The sequence below is a fragment of the Actinomadura sp. NPDC049753 genome, assembly GCF_040674655.1.
Lineage (GTDB): Bacteria > Actinomycetota > Actinomycetes > Streptosporangiales > Streptosporangiaceae > Spirillospora > Spirillospora verrucosospora.
Map to the genome: position 1 here is coordinate 38,625 of NZ_JBFARL010000027.1, position 23,746 is coordinate 62,370.

Annotated in this window: 25 protein-coding genes; 17 read left to right on the forward strand and 8 right to left on the reverse strand. The window is 71.8% G+C overall.

The features are described 5' to 3' along the window. Positions 1-52: 52 nt before the first annotated feature. Positions 53-259 carry a DUF3073 domain-containing protein gene (locus tag AB0K37_RS10455; protein WP_149260363.1) on the reverse strand — a complete coding sequence of 69 codons (207 nt, stop codon included), beginning with the start codon at positions 257-259 and terminating at the stop codon, positions 53-55. 330 nt (positions 260-589) lie between these two features. Beyond that, positions 590-1,672: a Glu/Leu/Phe/Val dehydrogenase dimerization domain-containing protein gene (locus AB0K37_RS10460; RefSeq protein ID WP_363977843.1), complete on the reverse strand. Its 1,083-nt coding sequence runs from the start codon at positions 1,670-1,672 to the stop codon at positions 590-592. Between the two features lie 86 nt (positions 1,673-1,758). On the opposite strand from AB0K37_RS10460, the gene AB0K37_RS10465 reads away from it, so the two are divergent. Together AB0K37_RS10465 and bldC are read left to right on the forward strand one after the other, a co-directional pair. Beyond that, entirely contained in the window at positions 1,759-2,676 is a 918-nt protein-coding gene (locus AB0K37_RS10465; RefSeq protein ID WP_363977914.1) for a hypothetical protein, read from the forward strand. A gap of 273 nt (positions 2,677-2,949) precedes the next feature. Beyond that, complete coding sequence (gene bldC / locus AB0K37_RS10470) at positions 2,950-3,153, forward strand: developmental transcriptional regulator BldC (RefSeq protein ID WP_012850682.1); 204 nt, start codon at positions 2,950-2,952, stop codon at positions 3,151-3,153. A gap of 363 nt (positions 3,154-3,516) precedes the next feature. Here bldC and AB0K37_RS10475 read toward each other — a convergent pair whose 3' ends face one another. Continuing rightward, the gene (locus tag AB0K37_RS10475) at positions 3,517-4,206 is read right to left on the reverse strand and encodes a TetR/AcrR family transcriptional regulator (protein WP_363977846.1); all 690 of its coding nucleotides are present in this window, start codon (positions 4,204-4,206) and stop codon (positions 3,517-3,519) included. A gap of 317 nt (positions 4,207-4,523) precedes the next feature. Here AB0K37_RS10475 and AB0K37_RS10480 point away from each other — a divergent pair, with 317 nt between their 5' ends. The 4 genes from AB0K37_RS10480 (at position 4,524) to AB0K37_RS10495 (ending at position 8,674) form a co-directional block, all read left to right on the forward strand. Further along, on the forward strand, positions 4,524-5,579 hold the full coding sequence (locus tag AB0K37_RS10480) for a LacI family DNA-binding transcriptional regulator (protein WP_363977848.1): 1,056 nt from the start codon (positions 4,524-4,526) through the stop codon (positions 5,577-5,579). Between the two features lie 429 nt (positions 5,580-6,008). Then, positions 6,009-6,248 carry a hypothetical protein gene (locus AB0K37_RS10485; protein ID WP_089315141.1) on the forward strand — a complete coding sequence of 80 codons (240 nt, stop codon included), beginning with the start codon at positions 6,009-6,011 and terminating at the stop codon, positions 6,246-6,248. Between the two features lie 84 nt (positions 6,249-6,332). Then, positions 6,333-7,169 (forward strand): N-acetylmuramoyl-L-alanine amidase, encoded by an 837-nt coding sequence (locus AB0K37_RS10490; protein ID WP_363977851.1) that lies wholly within the window; start codon positions 6,333-6,335, stop codon positions 7,167-7,169. A gap of 65 nt (positions 7,170-7,234) precedes the next feature. Then, a complete protein-coding gene (locus tag AB0K37_RS10495) occupies positions 7,235-8,674 on the forward strand; it encodes a class I SAM-dependent methyltransferase (protein WP_363977854.1) in 1,440 nt (479 codons plus the stop codon). A gap of 23 nt (positions 8,675-8,697) precedes the next feature. Here AB0K37_RS10495 and AB0K37_RS10500 read toward each other — a convergent pair whose 3' ends face one another. After that, positions 8,698-9,768 carry a quinone-dependent dihydroorotate dehydrogenase gene (locus tag AB0K37_RS10500; RefSeq protein ID WP_363977857.1) on the reverse strand — a complete coding sequence of 357 codons (1,071 nt, stop codon included), beginning with the start codon at positions 9,766-9,768 and terminating at the stop codon, positions 8,698-8,700. A 247-nt stretch (positions 9,769-10,015) separates the two neighbouring features. Between AB0K37_RS10500 and AB0K37_RS10505 the strand changes: the two genes are divergently transcribed. Then, on the forward strand, positions 10,016-10,210 hold the full coding sequence (locus tag AB0K37_RS10505) for a DUF6243 family protein (protein WP_363977860.1): 195 nt from the start codon (positions 10,016-10,018) through the stop codon (positions 10,208-10,210). 40 nt (positions 10,211-10,250) lie between these two features. Here the strand turns inward: AB0K37_RS10505 and AB0K37_RS10510 are convergent, their stop codons facing one another. Further along, entirely contained in the window at positions 10,251-11,429 is a 1,179-nt protein-coding gene (locus tag AB0K37_RS10510) for a hypothetical protein (protein WP_363977863.1), read from the reverse strand. 199 nt (positions 11,430-11,628) lie between these two features. Here AB0K37_RS10510 and AB0K37_RS10515 point away from each other — a divergent pair, with 199 nt between their 5' ends. From AB0K37_RS10515 to AB0K37_RS10545, 7 genes are all read left to right on the forward strand, one after another. Continuing rightward, positions 11,629-12,612 (forward strand): hypothetical protein, encoded by a 984-nt coding sequence (locus AB0K37_RS10515; protein WP_363977866.1) that lies wholly within the window; start codon positions 11,629-11,631, stop codon positions 12,610-12,612. Between the two features lie 271 nt (positions 12,613-12,883). Then, complete coding sequence (locus tag AB0K37_RS10520) at positions 12,884-14,263, forward strand: extracellular solute-binding protein (RefSeq protein ID WP_363977869.1); 1,380 nt, start codon at positions 12,884-12,886, stop codon at positions 14,261-14,263. 61 nt (positions 14,264-14,324) lie between these two features. Then, positions 14,325-15,275, forward strand: a complete 951-nt coding sequence (locus AB0K37_RS10525; RefSeq protein ID WP_363977872.1) for a sugar ABC transporter permease — start codon at positions 14,325-14,327, stop codon at positions 15,273-15,275. Then, complete coding sequence (locus AB0K37_RS10530; RefSeq protein WP_363977875.1) at positions 15,275-16,105, forward strand: carbohydrate ABC transporter permease; 831 nt, start codon at positions 15,275-15,277, stop codon at positions 16,103-16,105. Before AB0K37_RS10525 ends, AB0K37_RS10530 begins: the two co-directional genes overlap by 1 nt. A gap of 9 nt (positions 16,106-16,114) precedes the next feature. Next, positions 16,115-17,404 (forward strand): sn-glycerol-3-phosphate ABC transporter ATP-binding protein UgpC, encoded by a 1,290-nt coding sequence (gene ugpC, locus AB0K37_RS10535; RefSeq protein ID WP_363977878.1) that lies wholly within the window; start codon positions 16,115-16,117, stop codon positions 17,402-17,404. A gap of 3 nt (positions 17,405-17,407) precedes the next feature. Further along, positions 17,408-18,640, forward strand: a complete 1,233-nt coding sequence (locus tag AB0K37_RS10540) for a DUF4032 domain-containing protein (RefSeq protein ID WP_363977881.1) — start codon at positions 17,408-17,410, stop codon at positions 18,638-18,640. Between the two features lie 22 nt (positions 18,641-18,662). Beyond that, complete coding sequence (locus AB0K37_RS10545; protein WP_363977884.1) at positions 18,663-19,349, forward strand: class I SAM-dependent methyltransferase; 687 nt, start codon at positions 18,663-18,665, stop codon at positions 19,347-19,349. Between the two features lie 79 nt (positions 19,350-19,428). Here AB0K37_RS10545 and AB0K37_RS10550 read toward each other — a convergent pair whose 3' ends face one another. Further along, positions 19,429-19,623, reverse strand: a complete 195-nt coding sequence (locus AB0K37_RS10550; protein WP_363977887.1) for a hypothetical protein — start codon at positions 19,621-19,623, stop codon at positions 19,429-19,431. A 196-nt stretch (positions 19,624-19,819) separates the two neighbouring features. On the opposite strand from AB0K37_RS10550, the gene AB0K37_RS10555 reads away from it, so the two are divergent. Next, a complete protein-coding gene (locus AB0K37_RS10555) occupies positions 19,820-19,960 on the forward strand; it encodes a hypothetical protein (protein ID WP_363977890.1) in 141 nt (46 codons plus the stop codon). 227 nt (positions 19,961-20,187) lie between these two features. On the opposite strand, the gene AB0K37_RS10560 is transcribed toward AB0K37_RS10555, so the two are convergent. After that, positions 20,188-20,712 carry a GNAT family N-acetyltransferase gene (locus AB0K37_RS10560; protein WP_363977893.1) on the reverse strand — a complete coding sequence of 175 codons (525 nt, stop codon included), beginning with the start codon at positions 20,710-20,712 and terminating at the stop codon, positions 20,188-20,190. 258 nt (positions 20,713-20,970) lie between these two features. Here AB0K37_RS10560 and AB0K37_RS10565 point away from each other — a divergent pair, with 258 nt between their 5' ends. After that, positions 20,971-22,029, forward strand: coding sequence for a sigma factor (locus tag AB0K37_RS10565; RefSeq protein WP_363977896.1), 1,059 nt, complete (start codon positions 20,971-20,973; stop codon positions 22,027-22,029). Here AB0K37_RS10565 and AB0K37_RS10570 read toward each other — a convergent pair. Continuing rightward, positions 22,002-22,541, reverse strand: coding sequence for a nuclear transport factor 2 family protein (locus AB0K37_RS10570; RefSeq protein ID WP_363977899.1), 540 nt, complete (start codon positions 22,539-22,541; stop codon positions 22,002-22,004). The two genes, AB0K37_RS10565 and AB0K37_RS10570, sit on opposite strands and share 28 nt — an antisense overlap. Before the next feature lie 122 nt (positions 22,542-22,663). Between AB0K37_RS10570 and AB0K37_RS10575 the strand changes: the two genes are divergently transcribed. Then, the gene (locus tag AB0K37_RS10575) at positions 22,664-23,629 is read left to right on the forward strand and encodes an alpha/beta hydrolase (protein ID WP_363977902.1); all 966 of its coding nucleotides are present in this window, start codon (positions 22,664-22,666) and stop codon (positions 23,627-23,629) included. The last annotated feature ends 117 nt before the right edge of the window (positions 23,630-23,746 follow it).

Below are 23,746 nucleotides of genomic sequence, written 5' to 3' on the forward strand. Positions count from 1 at the left end.
CATGACAAACGCCACCGCCCGGCGATGCGGGCGGTGGCGTCCTGTCAGCCGGTCAACCGGAGGTGCCGTCCTTGCGGGGCTCCGTGCCGTAGTCGTCGGCGTAGTCGGCGTACTTCTCGGCGAGCTCGTCATAGGAGTCTTCGCCGGAGTCGCTGACTCCTAGTTCATCCTTAAGGCGGTCGAGGTCCGTGTTGCCGGTGCTGTACTTGAGCTGCCGGGCAACCTTCACCTGCTTGGCCTTGGCTCGGCCGCGACCCATTGGCTCGACCCCCTCGATGGTCAGGGCTTTCGTGGGCCCATCAACGCGCGCGTGTACCACACGAACCGGTGCCTGATGAGCCATGCGTCAGTCACGGGTACAACCGTACCCGTTTTGCGCCTGGCTCGGTACATCGACGGTACGTGGCGGCGCCCCTGTTGCTGATGACAACAGTGTATCCGGTGGTCACGTCAACGTGCGAAGGCCACCGTGGGACGGTCGTACGCCGCCCCGCGGTGGCCCTCACAACGGTTTTGCAACGGTCTAAACAGGTCTAGGAAACCCACACCCCGGGCCGAGCCCTCCGGGGGCTCGGAGCCCTCCGGGCGCTCAGAGGAGGATGCCGCGCAGCCTGCCGACCTCCGACATCCGGCGCTCCGCGAGACGGTCGGCGGCCACCGCCGGCGGGACGCCCTCGTCCGAGGCGAGCGCGAAGATCTTCCGAGTGGTGTCGTAGATGCCCGCGGCCCGGGCCTTGGCGCGGTCGAAGTTGAAGCCCTCGATCTCGTCCGCGACCTGGATCACACCGCCGGAGTTCACCACGTAGTCGGGGGCGTACAGGACGCCGCGGTCGGCGAGGCGCTTCTCCACGCCCGGGTGGGCGAGCTGGTTGTTGGCGGCGCCGCAGACGACCTTGGCGGCCAGCACGGGCACGGTGTCGTCGTTGAGGGAGCCGCCCAGCGCGCACGGCGCGTAGACGTCGAGCTCCGTGCGGACCATGGCGTCGGCGTCGGCGACGACCTCCACCTCGGGGTGCAGCGCCCGTACGCGGTCGACGGCGGCCTCGTCCACGTCGCAGATCACGACGTCCGCGCCGTCCTCGCGCAGGTGCTCCACGAGGCGGTGACCGACCTTCCCGACGCCCTCCACCCCGACCCGCCTGCCGCGCAGCGTGGGCCGGCCCCACACCGTCTCGGCCGCGGCCCGCATGCCCTGGAACACGCCGAAGGCCGTGAGGATGGACGAGTCTCCGGCGCCGCCGTGCGCGACCGTCCGCCCGGTGACGAAGCGGCACTCGCGCGCGACGATGTCCATGTCCTCGCTGTAGGTGCCCACGTCGCACGCCGTGTAGTACCGGCCGTTCAGCGACTGGACGAAACGCCCGTAGGCCCGCAGCATCGCCTCGGACTTGTCCGTGGCGGGGTCGCCGATGATGACGGCCTTGCCGCCGCCGAGGTCGAGTCCGGCCAGGGCGTTCTTGTACGCCATGCCGCGGGACAGGTTCAGCACGTCCGCGAGGGCCTCTTCCTCGGAGCCGTACGGGTAGAAGCGGGTGCCTCCCAGGGACGGGCCGAGCGCGGTGGAGTAGATGGCGATGATCGCGCGCAGGCCGCTGGCCTCGTCCTGGCAGAAGACGACCTGCTCGTGTCGGGGTTCGGTGCCCTTGTGGGGCGCCCCGAAGACATTAGGCACGGTAGTGCCCTCCTCTCTGTCTCTAAGATCAGCCTAGGGCGCGCGATGGCGCCACGCCCGACCGAATCTCATGTCACGATGCGATGGTGCTTCCGTACGCGGCGTACCTACGGGTTTATGAACCGGTGACCGCCTTCCCGGAGCCCGCGCGGACCCTGTGGACGGTCTACGCCGACTCCAGGCGCCGTCCCCGGCGGGTCCACGCGCTCGGGGCGGAGCACCGGGAGTCCGTGCTCAGGCTGACGGGCTCGCCGCCCGAGGTCGTCCCGGAGCGCGAGAGCAGGGACGCCTACGTGCGGCGCCTGGAGGACATGATCTACGTGTGCCCGTGGGGCACGCGGCTGCGGTCCTGGCTGGCGTTCGAGCGCTTCAGGGCCGAGCACGCGGCGGGCGTGGCGGCGGCCTTCGTCCCGCCGCCCCTGTCCGAGCGGGTGCGGAGCGACTTCGAGCAGTGGAAGAACGCCGGCCGCTCCCTCCGCCCGCACATCCTGACGAGCACCTGGCACATCCCGCTGGACTGGTTCGTGCCGTTCGCGCGCGGTGAGCGGAGCCTGATGCTCGGCACGCCGGGGACCGGGTACCGGCCGGCGGACGACACGGCCGAGGAGCTCGCGGCCCACGGCCCGGCGACGGCGGCGCCCGCGCGGACCCTCGTCTACGTCACCTCGATGGGGGAGGCCCGCCGCCGGGTGGCGGCCGCGCTCCCGGTGGTGCGCGAGAACCTCGGCGAGGGGGCGGAGGACGTCTACCTCCTGTCGGCGGGGCGGCTGGAGACCCTCGACCGGTGGCTCGGCGAGTTCCATCCCCGCGCGCTCGTGGAACTCGACTACGGCGGGCTCGTCCACCTTCTGGACGACGCCACGCTCCGTACCGACGAGTCGGTCGCGGAGATGACCGTGGCCCTCACCGGGATGGAGCGCGGTGAGGTCGAGCTGACCGTCGCGATGTACAAGCGTCTCCTGGCCCGCTGGCGCCCCGTGCGGGCGCTGGAGGCCGCGAACTAAAACAAATTTCCCGAATCCGCGCGCGATACGACTATACGTGTCGCTAGAATCACGCAGCGTGACCCAGCGGCCACCGGACATGCACACTTCCCCGCTCTCGCGGGGATGTTTGCACGCAACTACCGCCAGGAACTTGCTTGTTGCGCTGAGTGGTGGCAAGGTTACACGTTGTGATGTCATAGTGGCTCTTTCGGGCCATAGGGGACATCAGTGACCACGCGAGGATCAATCGCAGGATCGCTGTCATCGGTCCACGGAGGAGAGGCCGCAAACATGTCAGCACGTACGCCAGAGGCCGAGCCCCTGCTGACGCCGGCGGAGGTGGCGACGATGTTCCGCGTCGACCCCAAGACCGTCACGCGCTGGGCGAAGGCGGGAAAGCTCACGTCGATCCGCACGCTCGGCGGGCATCGCCGGTACCGCGAGGCGGAGGTGCGGGCGCTGCTCGCGGGAATCCCGCAGCAGCGTTCGGAGTAGACACGCCGACCGGCGGGGCTCCGAGGGAGTCCTCCGGACGCACAGCGCAGGAGGGGGGCGGCCAGGAGGCCCTGGAACGGACCTCGCACCCGAGTCACGTGCGGGGACCCGCTCGGTGTCTCCTGGCCGACACGGGACCACGGTCATCCGAGAACCGTCGGTCCCGGACGCCGAAGCCGCACTGTCCCCGGAACGGGCACCAGTCCGCCCGCTCCGGGGGCAGAGCGCGCTGGCTTCGGACAACGGAGTTCCGTTCCGGGGGTTGTGTCCGGTTGTGGACGCGGCCGAGTTGGATGTCCGAAACTCCGCGCACGTCAGCGTGATAATCGCAGGTCGAGCGGTTACGGGTTCGTCTCCGGGCGGCTAATGGTTCATCTCTTCGTGGGCCAGGCGCTCGAACAGGGCGCCCGTGCCGGGATCGTGCCTGCCGGAGACCTGCATGATCACCACGAGCTGGTCGACCAGCAGCCGCTCCAGATCGGGGCGGGCCACGTCGCGGTTCTCCAGCCAGTCCAGGCCCGCGGTCTCCACGGTCGCCATCCAGCAGCGCAGCGTGATGCGCAGGATCGGCGGCGGGACGTCGACGTCCAGGGAGTGCAGGATCCGGTCCAGCAGCAGCCGGCGGATCCCGTCCACGATCTCGCCGGCCTCGCCCGAGCGGTCGGCCGGCCCGCCGCGCAGCAGCGCCGTGTAACCGGCCGCGTGGCTCTCCACGAAGTCGAAGTAGCGCTTCAGCGAGATCCGCAGCCGTTCGAGCGGCTTGCCCTCCGTGGGCGGTTCCAGCAGCACCGACAGGTGCTTCGCGGCGCTGCCGAGCGCCGCGATGTACAGCTCGTTCTTGCCGCCGAAGTAGTGGTAGACCAGCGCCCGGGAGGCCCCCGCCTTCGCCGCGACGTCGTCGATCGAGACGTCCTCGGGCGAGCGCGTGCTGAACAGCTGCAGCGCCGCCTCGATCAGCTCGTCCCGCCGTTCGTCCACGCTGAGTCGACGACGGCCGCGCCCGCCGCTCGGCCTGTTGCGCGCCTTCGCACCGGCCACCGCACGATCTCCCACCTGGGCAGGGTATCCGAGCCGGACGCGGTCAGGGCCCATACCGAGCGCGCCGGCGGCGGGCCCGCCACCGGTTCCCCGCCGCGACTGTGATCCAGAACACCACAGGCCCGAACCACCATTGTCGGATGCCCGTTACTCACTGTCGCGGCGCTATGGGGGGAAGGCGCGGCATCATGGCATCTCCTCCTGAGCGGAGGGCGGCGCGCCGAATACCCCTCCGGGGCGCCGCCGCGGCAGGTCCTGCAGGTTCCCCTGGACGGAGCGCCATGTCAGCTGATGAAGCAAATCCCCCGCACGACATGCTGGGAGAGGGCGCGGTGCCTCGGCCGCGCAACGAGCCCTCTCCCGCACCGCGCGACGAGGGCAAGACGATGCCCGCGCCGAAACCGACGATCCGCAATGTCGCCGAGCGCGCCGGAGTGTCCAAATCGCTCGTCTCACTGGTCATGCGGGGGTCACCGCACGTGAGCGAACGCCGCAGGCAGGCCGTCCTGCAGGCCGCCCGGGAGCTCGGCTACCGCCCGAACGCCGTGGCGCGCAGCCTCGTCGAGGGGCGCACCCGGCTGATCGGCGCCATCGTCGCCGACCTGCACAACCCGTTCTTCGCCGAGTTCCTCGACGGGCTCCAGGAGAGCCTGCACGGCGCGGGCCTGCGGATGCTGGTCGGCAGCGGCCGCTGGGACCCGATGTTCGAGGCCGAGGCGGTCGAGGCGTTCCTGGAGATGCGGGTCGACGGGCTGGTGCTGCTCAGCGTCGTGCCCGAGTCGCTCAAGGAGGCCGCCGCCAGCGTCCCCGTGGTGGTCGTCGGCGAGCGCGACGTGGTCGGCGTCGACATCGTGGTGGACGACGACGAGCTCGGCGCGAGCCTCGCCGTCGACCATCTCGTCCAGCACGGCCACCGCCGGATCGCGCACATCGAGGGCGCGCGCTCCACCACCGCGCGCTACCGCCGCGCCGGCTACGAGAAGGCGATGCGGCGGCACGACCTGGCCGGCGAGATCGTCGTCGAGCCCGGCGACTTCACCGAGGACGGCGGCTACCGGGCCGCGCTGTCCCTGCTGCGCCGCGACCCCCGGCCGACAGCGATCTTCGCTCCCAACGACCTGGTCGCCACCGGGGCGCTGTCGGCCGCCGACGAGCTCGGCATGCGGGTCCCGGCGGACCTCTCGATCGTCGGCTACGACAACACCCACCTCGCGGCGATCCGGCACATCTCGCTGACCAGCGTCGACCAGCCGCGCCGCGACATGGGCCGGGTGGCCGCCGAGATGCTCACCGCGCGCATCGGCGACCCGCCCCGCCCCGCGCGGCAGAAGCTGGTCGTCCCGCACCTGGTGGTCCGCTCGACGACGGGGCCCGCCCCCGTCCGGTGACCCCGCCTGTGCGCCGCCGCAGGACGACCCCCCGCCTTCCCCTCGCTCCCGCCGGCCCTGTGCGTGCCGTGACCCGCGCGTCGTGACGCCCGCCGCTCCGCCTCGCGCCGCCGCGGACGTGCTCCCGAGGTCCGTCGTTCTGGTGGCCCGTCGCTCACGTGACTCGCGCGCGCAGCGCCACGCATCGCCTCGGCGTCGCTGGGGCCGGTCATGGGCGGGGTACGGGGACGGTCGATCGTTCCACGGGACGGTGTGCGCCGGGTAAGGGGCAGGCCAAACCTGTCGCATTCGCCGGGACGGGGCCCGCGACCAGGTGGTTAATGGGACTTCACCGTCGGCGGGCAGCCCCTGGCGGCCTCGCGGAAGGCCGTCGGGCCGGGCCCGGCCGGCGGTCGGGAGAGGGTCCGTTCACCCAGAGGAGAACAGGTCGTGCGTGATCCGGAACTGGTGTCGTGCGCGCAGCGCGCGGCGAGCGAATTGGAACGCGCGTGGTCGGAGTGGCGGCACGCCCGCGGCCTCGCCGAGCAGGTGTCGGAGTCCGTCGCCAGCTACGTGGCCCATTCGATCGACCACCCGTGGGGCCGTCCCCGCGTGGTCCTCGGCCTGGACGCCGACGAGGCGCGCGCTCTCGCGGCCCTGCTGGGCAAGGAGGACCCGCTGCGCGGCTGATTTCTCCGACTCCGTTTGACGAACCTGCGCCGGTGTGCAGACTGTCAGGGTCGGTAACGAAGTCATCACGGAGGAAATCGGCCTGTGCGAATTCATCGGGGCGGCCCCGCGGTCGCCGGTATCGCGCTGTGCCTGGGCGCGCTCGTCGCGTGCAACGGTTCCTCCGGGACGTCCGGCGGCGAGGCGGCCGGGCCGCCGACGGCCGGGGCCGCGTCCCCGGGCGCGCAGGGCGGGAAGTCGCCCGCGTCCGCCAGGGGGGATGCCGAGTCGCTGGACGGCAAGGTGATCGTCATCGACCCCGGGCACAACGGCGGCAACGCCGACCACCCGTCGGAGATCAACCGGCAGGTGAAGATCGGCAACGGCAGCAAGGCGTGCGACACGACCGGGACCGAGACCAAGGCCGGCTACACCGAGCACGCCTTCACCTGGGACGTGTCGAAGCGGCTCGCCGCGATCCTGAAGTCGCGGGGTGCGAAGGTCTCGCTGACCCGCAAGGACGACAAGGGCGTCGGCCCCTGCGTCACCGAGCGGGCCGCGCTCGGCAACCGGCTCAAGGCCGACGCCGCGCTGTCCATCCACGCCGACGGGGCGTCCGCGTCCGGCCACGGCTTCCACATCATCGAGCCGCTCTCCATCGGCCGGAACGCCGAGATGGTGTCCGACTCGGCCGAGCTCGGCGAGGCGCTGCGGAACGCCTACCACGAGGGCACGGGCATCCCGTACTCCAACTACCTCGGCAAGAAGGCCATCGACCGGCGCGACGACCTCGGCGGTCTCAACATGTCGACCGTGCCGAAGGTCTTCATCGAGTGCGGCAACATGCAGAACCAGGGCGACGCGGACAAGCTGTCCAGCGCGTCCTTCCGGCAGCGCATCGCCGAGTCCCTGGCCGAGGGCTTCCAGACCTACCTGGGCTGATCCCGGGCTGATCGCGAACGGCGATCCGCGACGCGCGCCGGGCCCGCAGCGGGCAGGATGAGCGGATGCCTGATCTTCGTCGTGTGCGCGAACTGCTGCTCGGGGCCGGTTACACCGTCGCGGGGGTGCGGGAGTCGCTCGGCCCGGTCGCCGGCGGGGCGCTGGCGCGGGACGAGATCGTGCCCGCGCTGCGGGCGACGGCCGGCGGCTCGCCGGTCGAGGCGCTGACCCGGCTGTTCTGGCTCCAGGTGCCCGTCCCCGAAGCGGCGGTCGCCGCGGACGACCTGGTGGCGGCGGGGCTCGCCGAGGTGTCCGGCGGGCAGGTGCGGGCGCTGCTGCGCGTCGAGCCGCTGGAGGCGGTGGAGGGCGACGGGCACGCCGGTTACGCCGTGTCCGATCTGAAGGTGCGCCCCGGGGACGGGCGCGTCCCGGCGGACGATCATGTGGTGGGGACCGGAGGCGCGTCGGGCAGCCTCGCCCGGCTGGTTGTCCACAGGCCTGTGGACAACGTGCTCGATCTGGGTACGGGCTGCGGCGTCCAGGCGGTGCACGTGGCGGGGCGGTCGCCGGGTGCGCGCGTCACCGCGACGGACGTGAACCCGCGGGCACTGGAGCTGGCCGCGATGAGCTTCGTGCTGTCCGGTGTGGAGGGCGCCGAACTGCTGCGGGGGTCGTTGCTGGAGCCGGTCGAGGGCCGCCGGTTCGACCTGATCGTGTCGAATCCGCCGTTCGTCGTCGCGCCGCCCGGCGACCGGCGGTTCACCTACCGCGAGTCGGGGATGGCAGGCGACGACTTCTGCCGCAGGCTCGTCGAGAGCGCCTCCCGGTACCTGAACGACGGCGGATATTGCCAGCTCCTGGCCAACTGGCTGCATGTCGACGGGGTCCCCTGGGAGGAGCGTGTCGGTGCGTGGGTGGACGGCTGCGACGCGTGGATCGTCCAGCGCGACGTTCAGGATCCGGCCGAGTACGCCGAGTTGTGGCTGCGCGATTCCTGCGAGGCGGGCACGCCCGAATACCGCGCCCGGTATGAAGCGTGGCTCGACGAGTTCGAGCGCCGGGACGTCACCGGGATCGGGTTCGGCTGGATCACGTTGCGGCGCAGCGAGCGTCCGGCCGTCCGGATCGAGGAGCTGCGCCACGCCGTCGATCAGCCCGTCGGCGCGTACGCGCACGACGTGCTGGACGGCCTCGTGAAAGCGGAAGAGTTTTCCACAGGCTGTGGACGGCCGCTCGCGGCGATGCCGGGTCTCGTCCAGGAACAGATAGGCCCGCCGGGCGCCGAGGACCCGGAACGGATCGTCCTGCGGCAGCCGGACCGGCTCCGCCGCGCCGCCGGAGTCGGGACGGTCGAGGCCGCCCTCGCGGGGGTCTGCGACGGCGCCCTGCCCCTCGATCCGCTCCTGGACGCCATCGCCCAGCTCACCGGCATGGACCCCGGCGAGGTCCGCGCGCACGCCGACGCCGTCCTGCCGGAGCTGATCGCCGACGGCTTCTTCGGCTGACCCGGAGGCGCGGCCTCGGGGAGTCAGCCGCGGGCTTCGTCCAGGGTGCGGAAGGCGCTGCCGCGCAGGCGGCGCGACAGGTCGCGGTTGACGCGGTGCGCCCAGAGCGGGCCGCCGTAGATCATGCCGGTGTAGCCCTGGACGAGGGTCGCGCCCGCCCGGACGCGTTCCCACACGTCGTCGGCCGTCTCGACCCCGCCGACGGAGACCAGCGTGAGCCGCCCGCCCGTGCGGGACCGCAGCCGGCGCAGGACCTCCAGGGACCGCTCCCGCAGCGGCGCGCCCGACAGCCCGCCGGTCTCCTTGGCCAGCGCGGGCGGGCTGAGCAGGGCGTCCCGGGCGATGGTGGTGTTGGTCGCGATGATGCCGTCGAGACCGAGTTCGAGGGCGAGGTCGGCGACGGCGTCGACGTCGTCGTCCGCCAGGTCCGGCGCGATCTTCACCAGCAGCGGGACGCGGCGGGCGGACGAGCGGTCGGCGGCCTGGCGCACGGCCGTCAGCAGCGGGCGCAGGTGCTCGACGGCCTGGAGGTTCCGCAGGCCGGGCGTGTTGGGAGAGCTGACGTTGACGACGAGGTAGTCGGCGTGCGGGGCGAGCCGCTCGGTGCTCGCCACGTAGTCGGCGGCGGCCGACGCCTCCGGGACGGCCTTGGTCTTGCCGATGTTGGCGCCCACGACCGTTCCCGGCGCCCGATGGGCGAGCCGCCGCGCGGCGGCCTCGGAGCCCGCGTTGTTGAAGCCCATCCGGTTGACGACCGCCCGGTCCTGGACGAGCCGGAACAGCCGCGGGCGCGGGTTGCCGGGCTGGGGGCGTCCGGTCACGGTCCCGATCTCGACGTGGCCGAACCCGAACGCGCCGAGCGCCGCGTAGGCGACGGCGTCCTTGTCGAACCCGGCGGCGAGGCCCAGCGGGCTCGGGAAGTCCAGCCCGAACGCGCGGACGGCCAGCGCAGGGTCGCGCGGCACGAACAGCCGCCGCAGCAGCGGCACCGCGCCGGGCACCACCTGGATCGCGTGCAGAGCGCGCAGGGTCAGATGGTGGGCGCGCTCCGCCGGTATGCGGGCGATGACCAGTGAGAAGAAGAGTGCATACATCACTGGCCAGTATCCCAGCAGCCCCGAAGGAAAATCGTTTGAGGGCCGCCGAACCGGCTCCCTACCCTGACCGCATGCTTCTCCATGCCGAGGCCACCGCCTGGTGGCCCACGCCGCAGCGCGTCTACCGCGACCGTCCCGCCGCCAGGTCCGGCCGGGACGCCATCGACGTCTGAGCGGCACGCTCCCGCGCGGCCGGACCTGGGTGCCGAAGAACCACGCACACCCAGCCGAACGGGAGAACTTCATGTCCAAGAGCCGAGGTCGCAACGGCATGCTCGGCGTAGGCGGCCAGCGTAGGAACCTGTCGCGCAGCGAACTGCGCGGCGGTAAGGCGCGGACGGCCGACACCGACGCCGCCAAGGCGGACGAGAAGAAGAAGGACCTGCTCCGCAAGATGCGCGAACGCAACGAGCGGAGCACCTCCGCCAACGACGAGTGACACGCGAACCGCGCCGGTCCCTACTCGGGACCGGCGCGGTTCACCTTCCGCGGAAGGTGCGGCGGAGGGTTGAGCGGACGTCGTGGGCTGCTACTCGCATCGTCTGCCTTGCGGCGCGGAGTGGGTCTCTCACGGTGACTCGCCATGCCGAGCGGATGCCGTGCCCTAGCGGGCGCAGCACGCTCGCGCGTACCCAGCGGGCGGGGGCGACCACGAGTACCCGCACCGGGACGACGACGAGCGTCCGCCAGAGCCAGCGGAGGATCCGGGCGGCGAGACGCCACGTTCCCACCGCCCCGGCGACGATCGGGGCCAGGAGGTACCGCCACACCGCCTTCGCGGGCGCGACGATCAGAACGTGTCCGAGCCAGGCCAGGCAGCGTCCGATCAGCCGCCATGACCAGGCCACCGCCGCCGCGAAGGCGCGCCAGCCGGACGCGAGCACGCCGCCGAGCGCGGCCAGCAGGGTGAGGGTGCCACGGCCGAGCCAGGCGAGACCGGCCCACAGGGCGCGGGCCAGCCAGGCGAGGCCGAGCAGCGGCGGGCGCAGGACGTAGCGCCACAGCAACACGGCGGGCAGGACGACGAGCACGCCGATCAGCAGGCCGATGCCCTGGAACAGCAGCCCGAGGCCCTGCCCGAGGACGCCGAAGAGCCAGGCGAGCCCCCGGCCGAGCACGCGGAGCGGGCGCAGCAGCAGGAACGCGAGCAGTCCCCCGAGACCGCGCCCGAGCAGGGCCAGGAACCGGCCGATCGGCGCGATGAGGACGCGGTGGACCCACCGGGCCAGCCGTCCGGTCCCGCGTCCGAACCACCGGAGGAAGCCGAGGACCACGACGACGGCGAGCCAGCGCAGCGGCCGGACGAGGAGGAGGTCGAGCAGCGCGGCGATGCCCCGTCCGACGGCGGCCAGCAGGCGTCCGACCGGGGCGAGCAGCCACCGGTACAGGGCGCGCCAGGCGCCGCGCAGCATCCGGCCGAGGAACCGGCCGAACCGGCCCGGCACCCGCAGGAGAGCGTTCCAGGCCGCCCGGACGCCGCGGGCCAGCAGCACGACCAGGTCCCAGCCGAGCCGCAGCGGGACCACGACGATCAGCGCCACGACGCGGGCCGGCACGACGAGCCACGCCGGACCCGCGCCGCGTTCGGGTTCCGGCGCCGGGGGGCGCTTCTTCGTCAGGTCGACGGGGCCGCCCGCCGCGTCGTTTCCCGTGGTCACCGCTGCCTTCCTCGTCCGCCGCCGCAGACCTGCGGCACAGGGATGTGACTCGGCGCGCGGGCGACCGGTTCCAGGCGGTTGAACCCGCTCCGAGGGGTTCACCGTATTCCTCCTCGATCCAGGAGCGGCGGCTCCACCTCGATCGACGCGCGGGACCTGGAACCGGAGCCGGGGCCCAGGACGACCTGGAGGACACGACATGAAATTCCCACGTTGGGCGATCCCCGCTGCGGCCGCCCTCACGGCGTCGGGACTGGTGCTGAGCGGGTGCGGTCAGGAGAAGGCCGGGGGGAAGCAGAACGCCGCGGGCTCCCGGGCGCAGGCGGAGCCGTCGGCCGAGCCGTCCGAGTCGCCCGCCCCGCAGCCGACGGTGCTGGAGGTGGCCAGCGTCACCAAGCTCGGCAGGGTCGTCACCGACGGCACGGGCATGACGCTCTACCGCTTCGACAACGACACCTCCCGGCCGCCCGCGTCGACCTGCGCGGCCGCGTGCGCCAAGGCGTGGCCGCCGGTGTGGGCGGGCCAGGGGAACACCGAGGTCAAGGGCGTCCAGCAGTCGCTGGTCGGCAAGGTGAAGCGGCCGGACGGCAAGTGGCAGGTCACGCTCGGCGGGTGGCCGCTCTACCGGTTCGCCAAGGACCGCAGCCCCGGCGACACGAAGGGCCAGGGCGTGGGCGGCACCTGGTACGCGGCGGCCCCGACCGGCAAGAAGGCGGCCCCGCTCAAGCAGGCGAACGGCAACCGCTGGAAGGGCTGGACGGTCGTCAAGGCCAGGCGGGACCCGAAACTCGGCCTGATCCTGACCGACGGCAAGGGCATGACGCTCTACCGCTATGACAAGGACAGGAACAAGCCGCCGACGACGAACTGCTTCGGCTCGTGCAAGAAGGCGTGGCCGCCGGCCGTCTTCAACGGCTGGAAGCACCTCAAGCTCGAAGGCGTCTCGAAGAAGGTCGTCAACTTCATCGAGCGCAAGGACGACGGCAAGTGCCAGCTCACCATCGACGGCTGGCCCATGTACTACTACGAGCAGGACAAGCAGCCCGGCGACACCAAGGGCCAGGGCGTGGGCGGGGTCTGGTGGGCCACCACGCCGACCGGCAAGAAGGCCGCCGGCACGGGCTCCGGCACCGGTGACGGGGGCGGCGGAGGCGGAGGCTACGGGTCGGGGGGCGGCTACTAGGGCCGTTCACCACGCCATACCCGCCCATCAGGCGAAGGCGCGGAGGGCGGCGCGGGTCGGTCGGGGCCCGCGCCCCCTTCGCGCCTTCTTGTCGTGACGTGTATCACGTGCCGATCGGGGCATTGCCATATCCGGACCAAGGGCCTTTGCTTTTCGATTACTCTCCGGATCTCGACACTCACGCGATCCGATGTTCGAATGGAGGGCCAATCCCGCCGAGGGTGCGGCCCGGCGAAGTGCCCGCAGTCCGGTGGGAGCACCGGGAGGCCCTATGGGCGAGCGAGTCGACCGAACGGAGAGCGAGCAGGCGGGACGCGTCCGGCCCCGGGAGAGGACGGCCGGGCGGCACGGTCCCGCGGAGCGGGCGCGATCGGCCTGGCTCAGGGGCGCGGTGGCGGCGGCACTGCTGGCCGGGGGGCTGACGGCCTGCGGGGACGGCGGAGGGGCGCCGAAGCTCACCTGGTACGTCAACCCCGACAACGGCGGCCAGGCGGCCATCGCGAAGTCCTGCACGCAGGCCGCGGGCGGCCGCTACCGGATCGAGACGTCCCTGCTGCCGAGCGACGCGACGCAGCAGCGCGAGCAGCTGATCAGGCGGCTGGCCGCCAAGGACTCCGGGCTCGACCTCATGAGCCTGGACCCGGTCTTCGTGGCGGAGGCCGCCAACGCCGGGTTCCTGCGGCCGTTCACCAAGAGCGAGGCCGCGCCGCTGACCGACGGGGTGTTCGCCCCCGCGGTGCAGAGCTCGATGTGGGAGGGCAAGCTCTACGCGGCGCCCTTCTGGGCCAACACGCAGCTGCTCTGGTACCGCAAGTCGGTGGCGAAGAAGGCGGGCATCGACCCGAACGCGGCCGACTTCACCTGGGACAAGCTCATCGCCGCGGCCGTCCGCACGAACACCACGATCGGCGTCCAGGGCAACCGGTACGAGGGCTACATGGTGTGGATCAACGCCCTGATCGCCTCGGCGGGGGGACGCGTCATCAGCGGCGCCGAGAAGGGCGACGACGCGAGCATCGACATCGACTCCCCGGCCGGCCGGCAGGCGGCCTCGATCATCCGGAGGCTCGCCCGGTCCGCCGCGGCGAGCCCGACGCTGTCCACCGACATCGAGGAGCAGTCCCGGGCGACGATCAACGGCGCGCGCGGCGGCTTCCTGCTCAACTGGGGCTACGTCTGGCGGGCCGAGAAGGGCGACGCCGACGCGGGTGCCATCGGCAAGAACATCGTCGGCGACCTCGGCTGGGCCCGTTACCCGCGGGTCGACCCGCGGCAGCCGAGCAGACCGCCGTTCGGGGGCATCGAGATCGGCGTGGGCGCCTACAGCGAGCACAAGAACCTGGCCGTGGACGCGGTCCGGTGCATCACCTCGCCGGCCAACATGAAGCGCTACATGCTCGACGAGGGCAACGTCGCGGCCCGCCCGGCGATCTACGACGATCCCGACATCCTCAAGGAGTTCCCGATGGCCCCGCTGATGCGGGACTCCATCGCCGCGGCCGCGCCCCGTCCGGCCACCCCCTACTACGCCGACCTGTCCGGCGCCATCCAGAACCGCTGGCATCCGCCCGCCTCGGTGAACCCCGCGACGACGCCGCGCCGGTCCGCGGAGTTCGTCCGGGCGGTCCTGAGCGACCAGGCCCTGCTGTGAGACAGGACCGCCGCGAGGCCGGCGCCGCCGTGAGGGAAGCCTCGGAAAGAAAGGTGTCCGGATGACGTCCGCAGAAACGGCGCCGAAGCTCGGCCGCGCCGACGGTGCCCCCGCCCCCGCCCGCGCGGAGATCTCCGACCGCGGCCGCGCCGAGCGCAGGCTCGGGTTGCTGCTCTCGCTGCCCGCCGTGGTCGTGATGCTGCTGGTCACCGCGTACCCGCTGGTCAACGCCGTCTACCAGTCGCTGTTCAGCTACCGGATCACCGCGCCCGAGGACCGGCGCTTCGTCGGGCTCGGCAACTACGCGACCGCGCTGTCGGACGCCCTGTTCTGGCAGACGGTGCTCACCACCCTGATCATCACCGTGGCCACGGTGGGGGTGGAGCTGGTCATCGGGTTCGCGCTCGCGATGGTGATGCACCGGGCCGTCTTCGGGCGGCGGACCGTGCGGACCGCGATCCTGCTGCCCTACGGGATCGTCACCGTCATCTCCGCGTTCGCCTGGAAGTACGCCTTCGACGTCCAGTCGGGATTCGTCAACTCCTGGTTCGGGCTCGGCGACTTCGCCTGGTTCTCCGACCGCTGGGCGGCGCTGTTCGTGATCGTCCTGTCGGAGATCTGGAAGACGACCCCGTTCGTGTCGCTGCTGCTGCTCGCCGGGCTGGCGCAGGTGCCGGCCGACCTCGGCGAGGCCGCGACGGTGGACGGCGCGACGGCGTGGCAGCGCCTCAAGCGGGTCACGATCCCCAACATGAAGGCCGCGATCCTCGTCGCGGTGCTGTTCCGGACGCTGGACGCGTGGCGGATCTTCGACAACGTGTTCGTCATGACGTCCGGCCAGGAGAAGACCCAGGTGCTGTCGTTCCTGACCTACCAGCAGATCATCACCCGGACCGAGCTCGGCCTCGGCAACGCGGTCGGGGTGCTGCTGTTCCTGTCGGTGGTGCTGATCGCGGCCGTGTTCATCAAGGGGTTCCGCGTGGACCTGTCCCAGGTGCGAGGTGATCGCTGATGGAGTCGTCGCGCTCGAAGTCGCTGTGGATCGTCGCCTCGCTGCTGATCCTGGTGTGGACGGCCTTCCCGATCGTGTGGATCGTGATGCTGTCGTTCAAGCAGCCCAGCGAGATCGGCAACGTCCAGGGCTTCTTCCCCAAGACCTGGACGTGGGACAACTACGAGACGGTCTTCAAGACCGACCTGTTCACCTCGGCGCTGATCAACTCGATCGGCATCTCGCTGATCGCCACGTTCGTCGGGGTGGTGTTCGCGACGCTGGTCGCCTACGCCATCGCGCGGCTGGAGTTCCCCGGCAAGAGGCTGATCCTGTCGTTCGCGCTCGCCATCGCGATGTTCCCCGTGGTGTCGCTGGTCGGTCCGCTGTTCGACCTGTGGCGCAACATCGGCCTGTACGACACCTGGCCGGGCCTGATCATCCCCTACATCTCGTTCGCGCTGCCGCTCGCCATCTGGACGCTGTCGGCGTTCTTCCGCGAGATCCCGTGGGAGATGGAGCAGGCCGCGCAGGTGGACGGGGCCACCTCCTGGCAGGCGTTCCGCAAGGTGATCGTCCCGCTGGCGGCGCCCGGCGTGTTCACCGCCGCGATCCTGACCTTCTTCTTCTGCTGGAACGACTTCGTCTTCGGGATCTCGCTGACCTCCACCGACCGGGCCAGGCCCGTCCCGGCGGCGCTGGCGTTCTTCACCGGGGAGTCCTACTTCGAGCAGCCCACCACCGCCATCTGCGCCGCCGCCGTCGTCGTCACGGTCCCGGTCGTGATCATCGTCCTGGCGTTCCAGCGCCGCATCGTGGCCGGGCTGACGTCCGGCGCCGTCAAAGGCTGAGAGGAAACCATGGCCGCCATCACCATGAAGAACATCGTCAAGCGGTACGGCGACGGTTTCCCGGCCGTGAACGACGTGTCCCTGGACGTGCGGGACGGCGAGTTCATGATCCTGGTCGGGCCGTCCGGCTGCGGCAAGTCCACGCTGCTGCGGATGATCGTCGGGCTGGAGGACATCACGTCCGGCGAGATGGTCATCGGCGACCGGGTCGTCAACAAGGTCGCGCCGCGGGAGCGGAACCTGTCGATGGTGTTCCAGAACTACGCGCTCTACCCGCATCTCAGCGTGTTCGAGAACATCGCCTTCCCGCTCCGCCTCGCCAAGACCGCCGACGAGGAGGTGCGGCGGCGCGTGGCGGAGACCGCCGAGCTGCTGGAGCTGACCGAGCACCTGGACCGCAAGCCCGCGAACCTGTCCGGCGGGCAGCGGCAGCGGGTCGCGATGGGCCGCGCGATCGTCCGGCAGGCGGACGCGTTCCTGTTCGACGAGCCGCTGTCGAACCTGGACGCCAAGCTGCGCGGGCAGATGCGCACGGAGATCTCCCGGCTCCAGCGGCGCCTCGGCGTCACCACCGTGTACGTCACGCACGACCAGACCGAGGCGATGACGCTCGGCGACCGGGTCGCGGTGCTGCGCAAGGGCGTCCTGCAGCAGGTCGGGAGCCCGCGCGAGCTGTACGAGGAGCCGGTGAACCTGTTCGTCGCCGGGTTCATCGGATCGCCGTCGATGAACTTCCTGCCCGCGTCCGTGGACCGCGCGGCGGACGGCGTGTTCCTGGAGACGCCGCTCGGGCGGTTCGAGCTGCGCGACGCGCGCAAGGCGGCCGCGGTCGGCGACCGGTCGGTCGTGCTCGTCGGGATCCGCCCGGAGCACTTCGAGGACGCCTCGCTCGTCGGCGAGGAGAAGCAGGCGCGCGGCAGCCTCGTGCGGGTCCGGGTGGACGTGACCGAGTGGCTGGGCAACGAGCTGTACGCCTACGTCCCGTACGAGGCGCCCGAGGACCTCGCCGCACAGCTGCGGGACCTGTCGCGGGAGCTCGACGGCGACCAGTTGCGGACCCAGGCGGTCGTGGCGCTGGACGCGGCCAGCATGATCGCGCCGGGGCGCGGGGCGGAGCTGTGGATCGACACGACGCGGGTGCACCTGTTCGACCCGGCCACCGGCGAGAACCTGACCCGCGACGAGGAGCGCGTCGCGCAGCTCGACCGGCTCGCGGAGGAGTCGCGCGCCGCCCACCGGGAGGCGCAGCGCGAGCCGGCCGCCGAAACCGCGGGCGGGACGTCCGCGACGCGACCCTGAGCCGTGCACTTCGTCTTCACCCCGCCAGGGGAGTCGTCGGCCGGCCTGCTGGACCTGCCGTGGTCCGAGCCGCTCGACGCCTGGGACGACGAGCGGATCGTGGAGATCCGGCAGCGGGGCCTGTCCCGGCACACGGTCAGGTTCGTGTCCGAGGGCGGGGGCGTCTACGCGGTGAAGGAGCTGGACGCGCGGCTGGCGCGCCGCGAGTACCGGCTCCTGCGGCGGCTCCGCGAGCTCGGCCTGCCCGCCGTCGAGGTCGTCGGGGTGGTCGTGGACCGCCCGGAGCTGGACGCCGTCCTTGTCACCCGGTTCCTCGACCACTCCTCGTCCTACCGCGCGCTCTTCGCCAACGCGCGCTACGGCCACCCCACGGACCGGCTGCTGGACGCGCTGGTGGAGCTGCTCGTCCGGCTGCACCTGGCGGGCTTCATGTGGGGCGACTGCTCGCTGTCCAACGTCCTGTTCCGCATGGACGCCGGGGCGTTCGCCGCCTACCTGGTGGACGCGGAGACCGCCGAACTGCACCCCTCCCTCACCGAGGGGCAGCGCGGCTACGACCTCTCCCTCGCCCGCGAGCGGATCGCCGGGGAGCTGTTCGACCTCGCGGCCGCGGGCACGCTCCCCGGCGAGGTCGATCCGATCGACGTCGCGGACGACACCGTCCGCCGCTACCGGGGGCTGTGGGACGAGCTGACCCGCGAGGAGGTCCTTCGTCCCGACGAGCAGCGCTACCGCATCGCCGAGCGCCTGCGCCGCATCAACTCCCTCGGCTTCGACGTGGACGAGGTGGAGCTGGTGGACGCGGGGCCGTCCGGCGCCCGCCTGCGCGTCCGCACCCGCGTGGCCGAACCCGGCCACCACCGCCGCATCCTCATGGCCCGCACCGGGCTGGACGCGCAGGAGAACCAGGCCCGCCGCCTCCTCAACGACATCGCCGCCTACCGCGGCCACCTGGAGCGGGTCCGCGGCGGCCCGGTCCCCGAGGTGGTCGCGTCGAACCGGTGGCTGGCGGACGTGTACGAGCCGGTCGTCGCCGCGGTCCCGCCCGATCTGCGCGACCGGCTGGACGACGTCGAACTGTTCCACGAGGTGCTCGAACACCGCTGGTTCCTGTCCGAGAAGGCGGGACGCGACGTCGGAACGTCGGCGGCGGCGCGCGACTACCTCACCTCCGTCCTGCCGGAGGTGCCCGAGGGCCTGACAGAGACCGGCCGTCCTCCTGACCCCTCCGGTTGATCTTTCTGGCACGATCGGAGGCATGTACGAGCGCTTCGCCCACGAGTACGCCACCCATGCCGAGGACAGCTCCTACAACGCCCTCTACGACCGTCCCGCCGTGCTCGGCCTCGCGGGGGACGTGGCCGGCCTGACCGTCTTCGACGCCGCGTGCGGTCCCGGCCTCTACGCGCGGGAACTGCTCGACCGCGGCGCCCGCGTGGCCGGCTGCGACGTCAGCCCCACCTTCGTCGACATGGCCATGAAACGCACCGGAGGCCGCGCCGACCTGCGCGTCCACGACCTGTCCACGCCCGTGGCCTGGATGCCGGACGCCTCCGTCGACCTGGTGGTGCTGGCGCTGGCGCTGCACTACTTCGACGACCGCGTCGCGCTGCTGAAGGAGTTCCGCCGACTGCTGGCCCCGGGCGGCGCCGTCGTCCTCTCGACGGAGCATCCGATGGCGGGATGGCTGCGCCTGGGCGGCTCCTACTTCCTCGAAGAGCCTGTGGAGGAGTCGCTGAGCCCCGAACGGGACTGGCCGATCCGGGCGTGGCGGCGCCCCCTGACGGCGATCTGCGCCGAGTTCCGCGCCGCCGGGTTCCTCATCGAGGAGCTCCTGGAGCCGCGGCCCGTCCCCGAGATGGCCGACCGCTACCCGGAGGACCACGCGAAGCTGGAGCAGTCTCCCGCCTTCGTCGCCTTCCGCCTGATCCCGTCGCGCTCCTGAACTCCCGCTGAGCTCCCCGCGAGGCGCCCGGCCGGATCTCTCCCGACCGGGCGTTCCGCCGTGCGTCCGTTTCGCCGGTCTACGCGGGCGTCTCGGTGATCTCCCAGCGCCCCACCTCGCGGTAGTCCGAGTCGTAGACGGCGGACCCGTCCCCCGGCCTCAACTCGTAGTGCCGGACGTTCCCGCCCCAGTACCGCAGGATCCGCCCCAGTTCGGCGACGGCGTCCTGCGCGACGGCGCCCTCACTCATGTCCACTTCGAGAACGAACTTCACGCACCCGCCTCCCATCGATCAACACCTTCAAGGGTGTCATTGAAACTCCCAGTGAGGCTTTGGTCGCCAAACAGCTGACGGGCAGCGGCCAACCCTCAACAGCGATGGCGGGCTGGCTGCTGCTCACCTGGGACGGCGCCGGGAAGCAGGGGCCGTGCACAGCGCGCCGGGTGCGCTGTGCCCGCCGGGCGGTCCGATGGAACGGGTGCTCCTGCCCGCGGTGAACGCGGTGCGCGGCCAGGCCGGACGTCCGCCGATCGACCGGCTGTGGGACGCCTGGACGCCGTTCCTCCCGCTGTGCACCAGCATCCGGGAACTGGACCCCCTTGCCGGCTAGGCGCCGCCGTCGTTCGACTACGTCGGGCCGGTGCGCGACGAGCATCCGCCCTCCGGCCGGCGCCTGCCGTGGGCCGCGGACGACACCCGCCCGCTGGTGGTGGCCGGTTTCTCGACCGGGCCGGCGTGGGACCAGACGTCGCGCGTCCAGCGCACCCTCGACGCCCTCGCCGATGGGCGCCACCGGGCCCGGCGTACGCGGCGGCCCGGCCGAAATGTACGCAGGCGTCAGCTGAGCTTCTTCACCAGCAGCTCGAACTCCAGGTCGTCGCGCTTGGGCAGGCCGAAGCGCTCGTCGCCGTAGGGGAACGGGCTCGTCTCGCTGGTCCGGGTGTAGCCGCGCCTGACGTACCAGGCGATCAGATCCTCGCGCAGGCTGATCACCGTCATGCGCATCTCGGTCGCGCCCCACTGCTCGCGCGCCCGCCGTTCGGCCTCGGCCAGGACCCGGCGGCCGAGCCCGCCGCCCTGCTGGGACGGGCTGACGGCGAACATGCCGAAGTAGGCGTGCCCGCCGCGGTCCTCCAGCTGGCAGCAGGCCGTGAGCGCGCCGTCCGTCTCGGCCACCAGCATCACCGCCCGCGGGTCGTGCACCACGGCCGCCACGGCCTCCGGGTCCGTGCGCTGGCCGTCCAGAAGGTCGGCCTCGGTGGTCCAGCCGTCGCGGCTGGAGTCCCCGCGGTAGGCGCTCTCGACGAGCGCGACGAGGGCCGGGACGTCGTCCGCCGCGGCCGTCCGGAAAATCGGTTCCACGCTGTCCACCAGGTCCGTGCTGCTCACCAGGTCCGTCTCGCCCACGAGCGCCGAGCCGCGCGCGAGCTCCGAGCCGCGGGCCGCTTTCCGGGGCCGGGGCCGCCTGCGGGCTCGCGTCGCTCGTCGGGTGCGACTCTAGCCGGGCCGCGGTCCCGATCCGCACAGGGCCGGTGGGGTGTAACACGACGAGGCTCTCCTACCAAGAAGACCAAACAGCACATGGCGGGAGGCCCTTGGATGGGAGATGGGAAGTCGGCCGTGGAAACGGATCCGGCGGACGTCGCCGCGATCGGTCGTGATCCTTCGGCGCTGGAGGTCTTCTACCGGCGGCATGTCGGGGACGTGACCCGCTTCGTGGCCCGCCGGATCTCCGACCCTCACACGGTCGACGATCTGACCACGGAGGTGTTCCTGGCGGCGATCGACGCATCCGGGCGATACCAGGCCGGCCGGGGAAGCCCGCGAGCGTGGTTGCTGGGCATCGCCCGGAACGTGGTGGCCGCCGAGTGGCGGCGCCATGCCGGTGAGCGCGACAAGGCGCGGCGGGCAGGGGGCCATCGCCATCTGGACGGCGACGACACCCCGCTCGCGGGCTATCAGGAACGGCGGCTGGCCGAGCTGACCGCGGCGGTCGTCGCCAAAACGGAGCGGGACGCTCGCGCGTCGGCGGCCCGGCCGCCGCGCCGGTCGCGGGCGGTGCGCCGGCGACGGGCGTGGGGCCTCGCGGGGGCGGCGTGCGCGGCGTGCGCGGTCGCCGGCGTTCTTCCGGTCTGGACAGGTGGCGCTCAGCCCGCCTACGCGGTGACCCGGGATCCGTCCGGCCTGGTCACCGTCAAGGTCACCGGGAGGACCCTGGCCTCACGTGATGCTGACGCGCTCTCGCGAGAACTGCGCTCGCTGGGCGTGCCGGCGGTCGTGTACTCCATCCCGGAGGGCCAGGTGTGCCCGCAGCCCTATGCCCGGCAGGTCGATCTCCCGCCGAACGTGTACGACATGCCGGACGGCCTCTACACCGTGCCGAGTGATCTCCCGGGGCCGGGCGGCGGCTGGAAGATGACGATCAACCCGGGCCACTTCGGGCGCGGCCAGTTCATGATCTGGACGTTGACCACCTCCGGGGTCTACGAGCAGGACGGCCGGCGCACCGGATCCGGGACCTCGGTCGGCACCTACCTGGTCAGCGGACGGGTCGTCCCGTGCCGCAACCGGCCGGCCCCCCAGGTCCCGACACCGCGGCCACCGGCAGGAAAGAAGGACGGCAGGACGGTCTCCATCACCGACACCGGCGGCTACGTCTCCTTCGCGGACTCGGACTGACCGGCCTGGTCGACGCGGCAGCCGGGGCCCAGCGGACGGGTGATCGTCCAGTAGCGGCGGAAGCGGCACTTCGCGATCTTCCAGTGGTCGTCCTCGACCACGTACTCGTCGTCGTACTCGCCGGTGCTCACCGACTCGGTGCCGTCCTCCAGGTTCACCTGGCGGAACTTGAGCGTCCAGCGTCCCGACGCGCGCGTCCCGTCGTGGACGGTGATGTCCGGGTGCGTCGCGTGGTGCATGTCGAGGACGGCGTTCCGGCCGTCGACCTTCCGGAGCGCGATCGCCTCGAAGACCCTGACCATGCCCTCCGCGTCGTCGAACGCGCCCAGCCGGCCGTAGTCGATCGAGGCGCCCGAGGCGACGAAGCAGGCCCGGAACCCGTCGGGGTCCTTGGCGTCGCAGGCCCGCAGGTAGCGGTGCTTGAGCGCCTTGATCTCCTCGATGGCCTCCAGCCGGGCGACGCGCGCGGCGAGGTCGGGACTCGGGGGCTGCGACCTCGGGAGTTGTGACATGGTGGCCCGACCTTCGCCGACGGGACGGCCGCCCGTCCAACCGCCGTCCCGGTGAACGGGAGGACGGAGCGCCGCGCCGCGCGCGAGGCTTCAGGATCGTCCTGGCGGAGGGAGGACCTGGTATGAGCTTCCGCGAGCAGCACCACATGCTGGACGCGGGTGACGTCACCCTTCACGCCGTCGAGCAGGGCGACGGTCTCCCGGTGGTGATGTGCCATGGTTTCCCGGGCCTCTGGTACAGCTGGCGGCGGCAGCTCCCGGCTCTGGCCGCGGCGGGATACCGGGCCATCGCCCTCGACATGCGCGGATACGGGCGCAGCAGCCGCCCGCCTTCGCCGCGGGCCTACGACCGGCGGCACACCGTCGCCGACCTCGTCGGCGTCCTGGACGCCCTGGACATCGACGAGGTCGTTTGCGCGGGCCACGACTTCGGGGCGGCTCTCGTCTGGGACCTCCCCCAATGGGCCCCTGGACGGGTCAAGGCGCTGATGCAGCTGAGCGTGCCGCGCATGCCCGTCTCGAAGCGTCCGCCCACCGAGCTGTACGCGCGCATGGCCGAACAGCACTTCGTGCATGTGCACTACTTCCAGGAGGAGGGGCCTGCGGACGAGGAGTTGGGGGCCGAACCAGACCGTTTCCTGGCGAACGTCTTCTGGGCGCTCAGCGGCGGTTACCGGTACCTCGACATCTGGCAGCACCCGAGCGAGGGAAACGGATACCTCGATGTGCTCCCCGAAGCCCCGCCTCTGCCATGGCCATGGTTGTCGCAGGACGAGTTCGCCTTCTACGCCGACGAGTTCCGCCGGACGGGCTTCACCGGTGGCCTCAACTGGTATCGGGCCTACGACCACGTGTGGAACGAGAAGCAGAGCCGTCCGGACGAGCCTGTCACCGTTCCCACGCTGTTCGTCGTGGGCGAGCGCGATCCCGTCCTCCAGATGATGGGGTCCGACGCACTGGAGCAGATGGAGACTCAGGTGCCGGGCCTGCGCGGCGTGCACGTCATCGAGGGCGCCGGCCACTTCGTTCAGATGGAGGCGCCCGACCAGGTCAACGCCGCCATGCTCGCCTTCCTCGCCGCCTTGTGACCGGTGGGCGGCCCGCACCGCGCGGCCAGGATCCGCGCCGCCTCACCCTCCACGTCCATGGGGGACACGCTACGCCGCCGCGCTACGGGGCCGTATTCAGCATTACGCGCGCCTGTT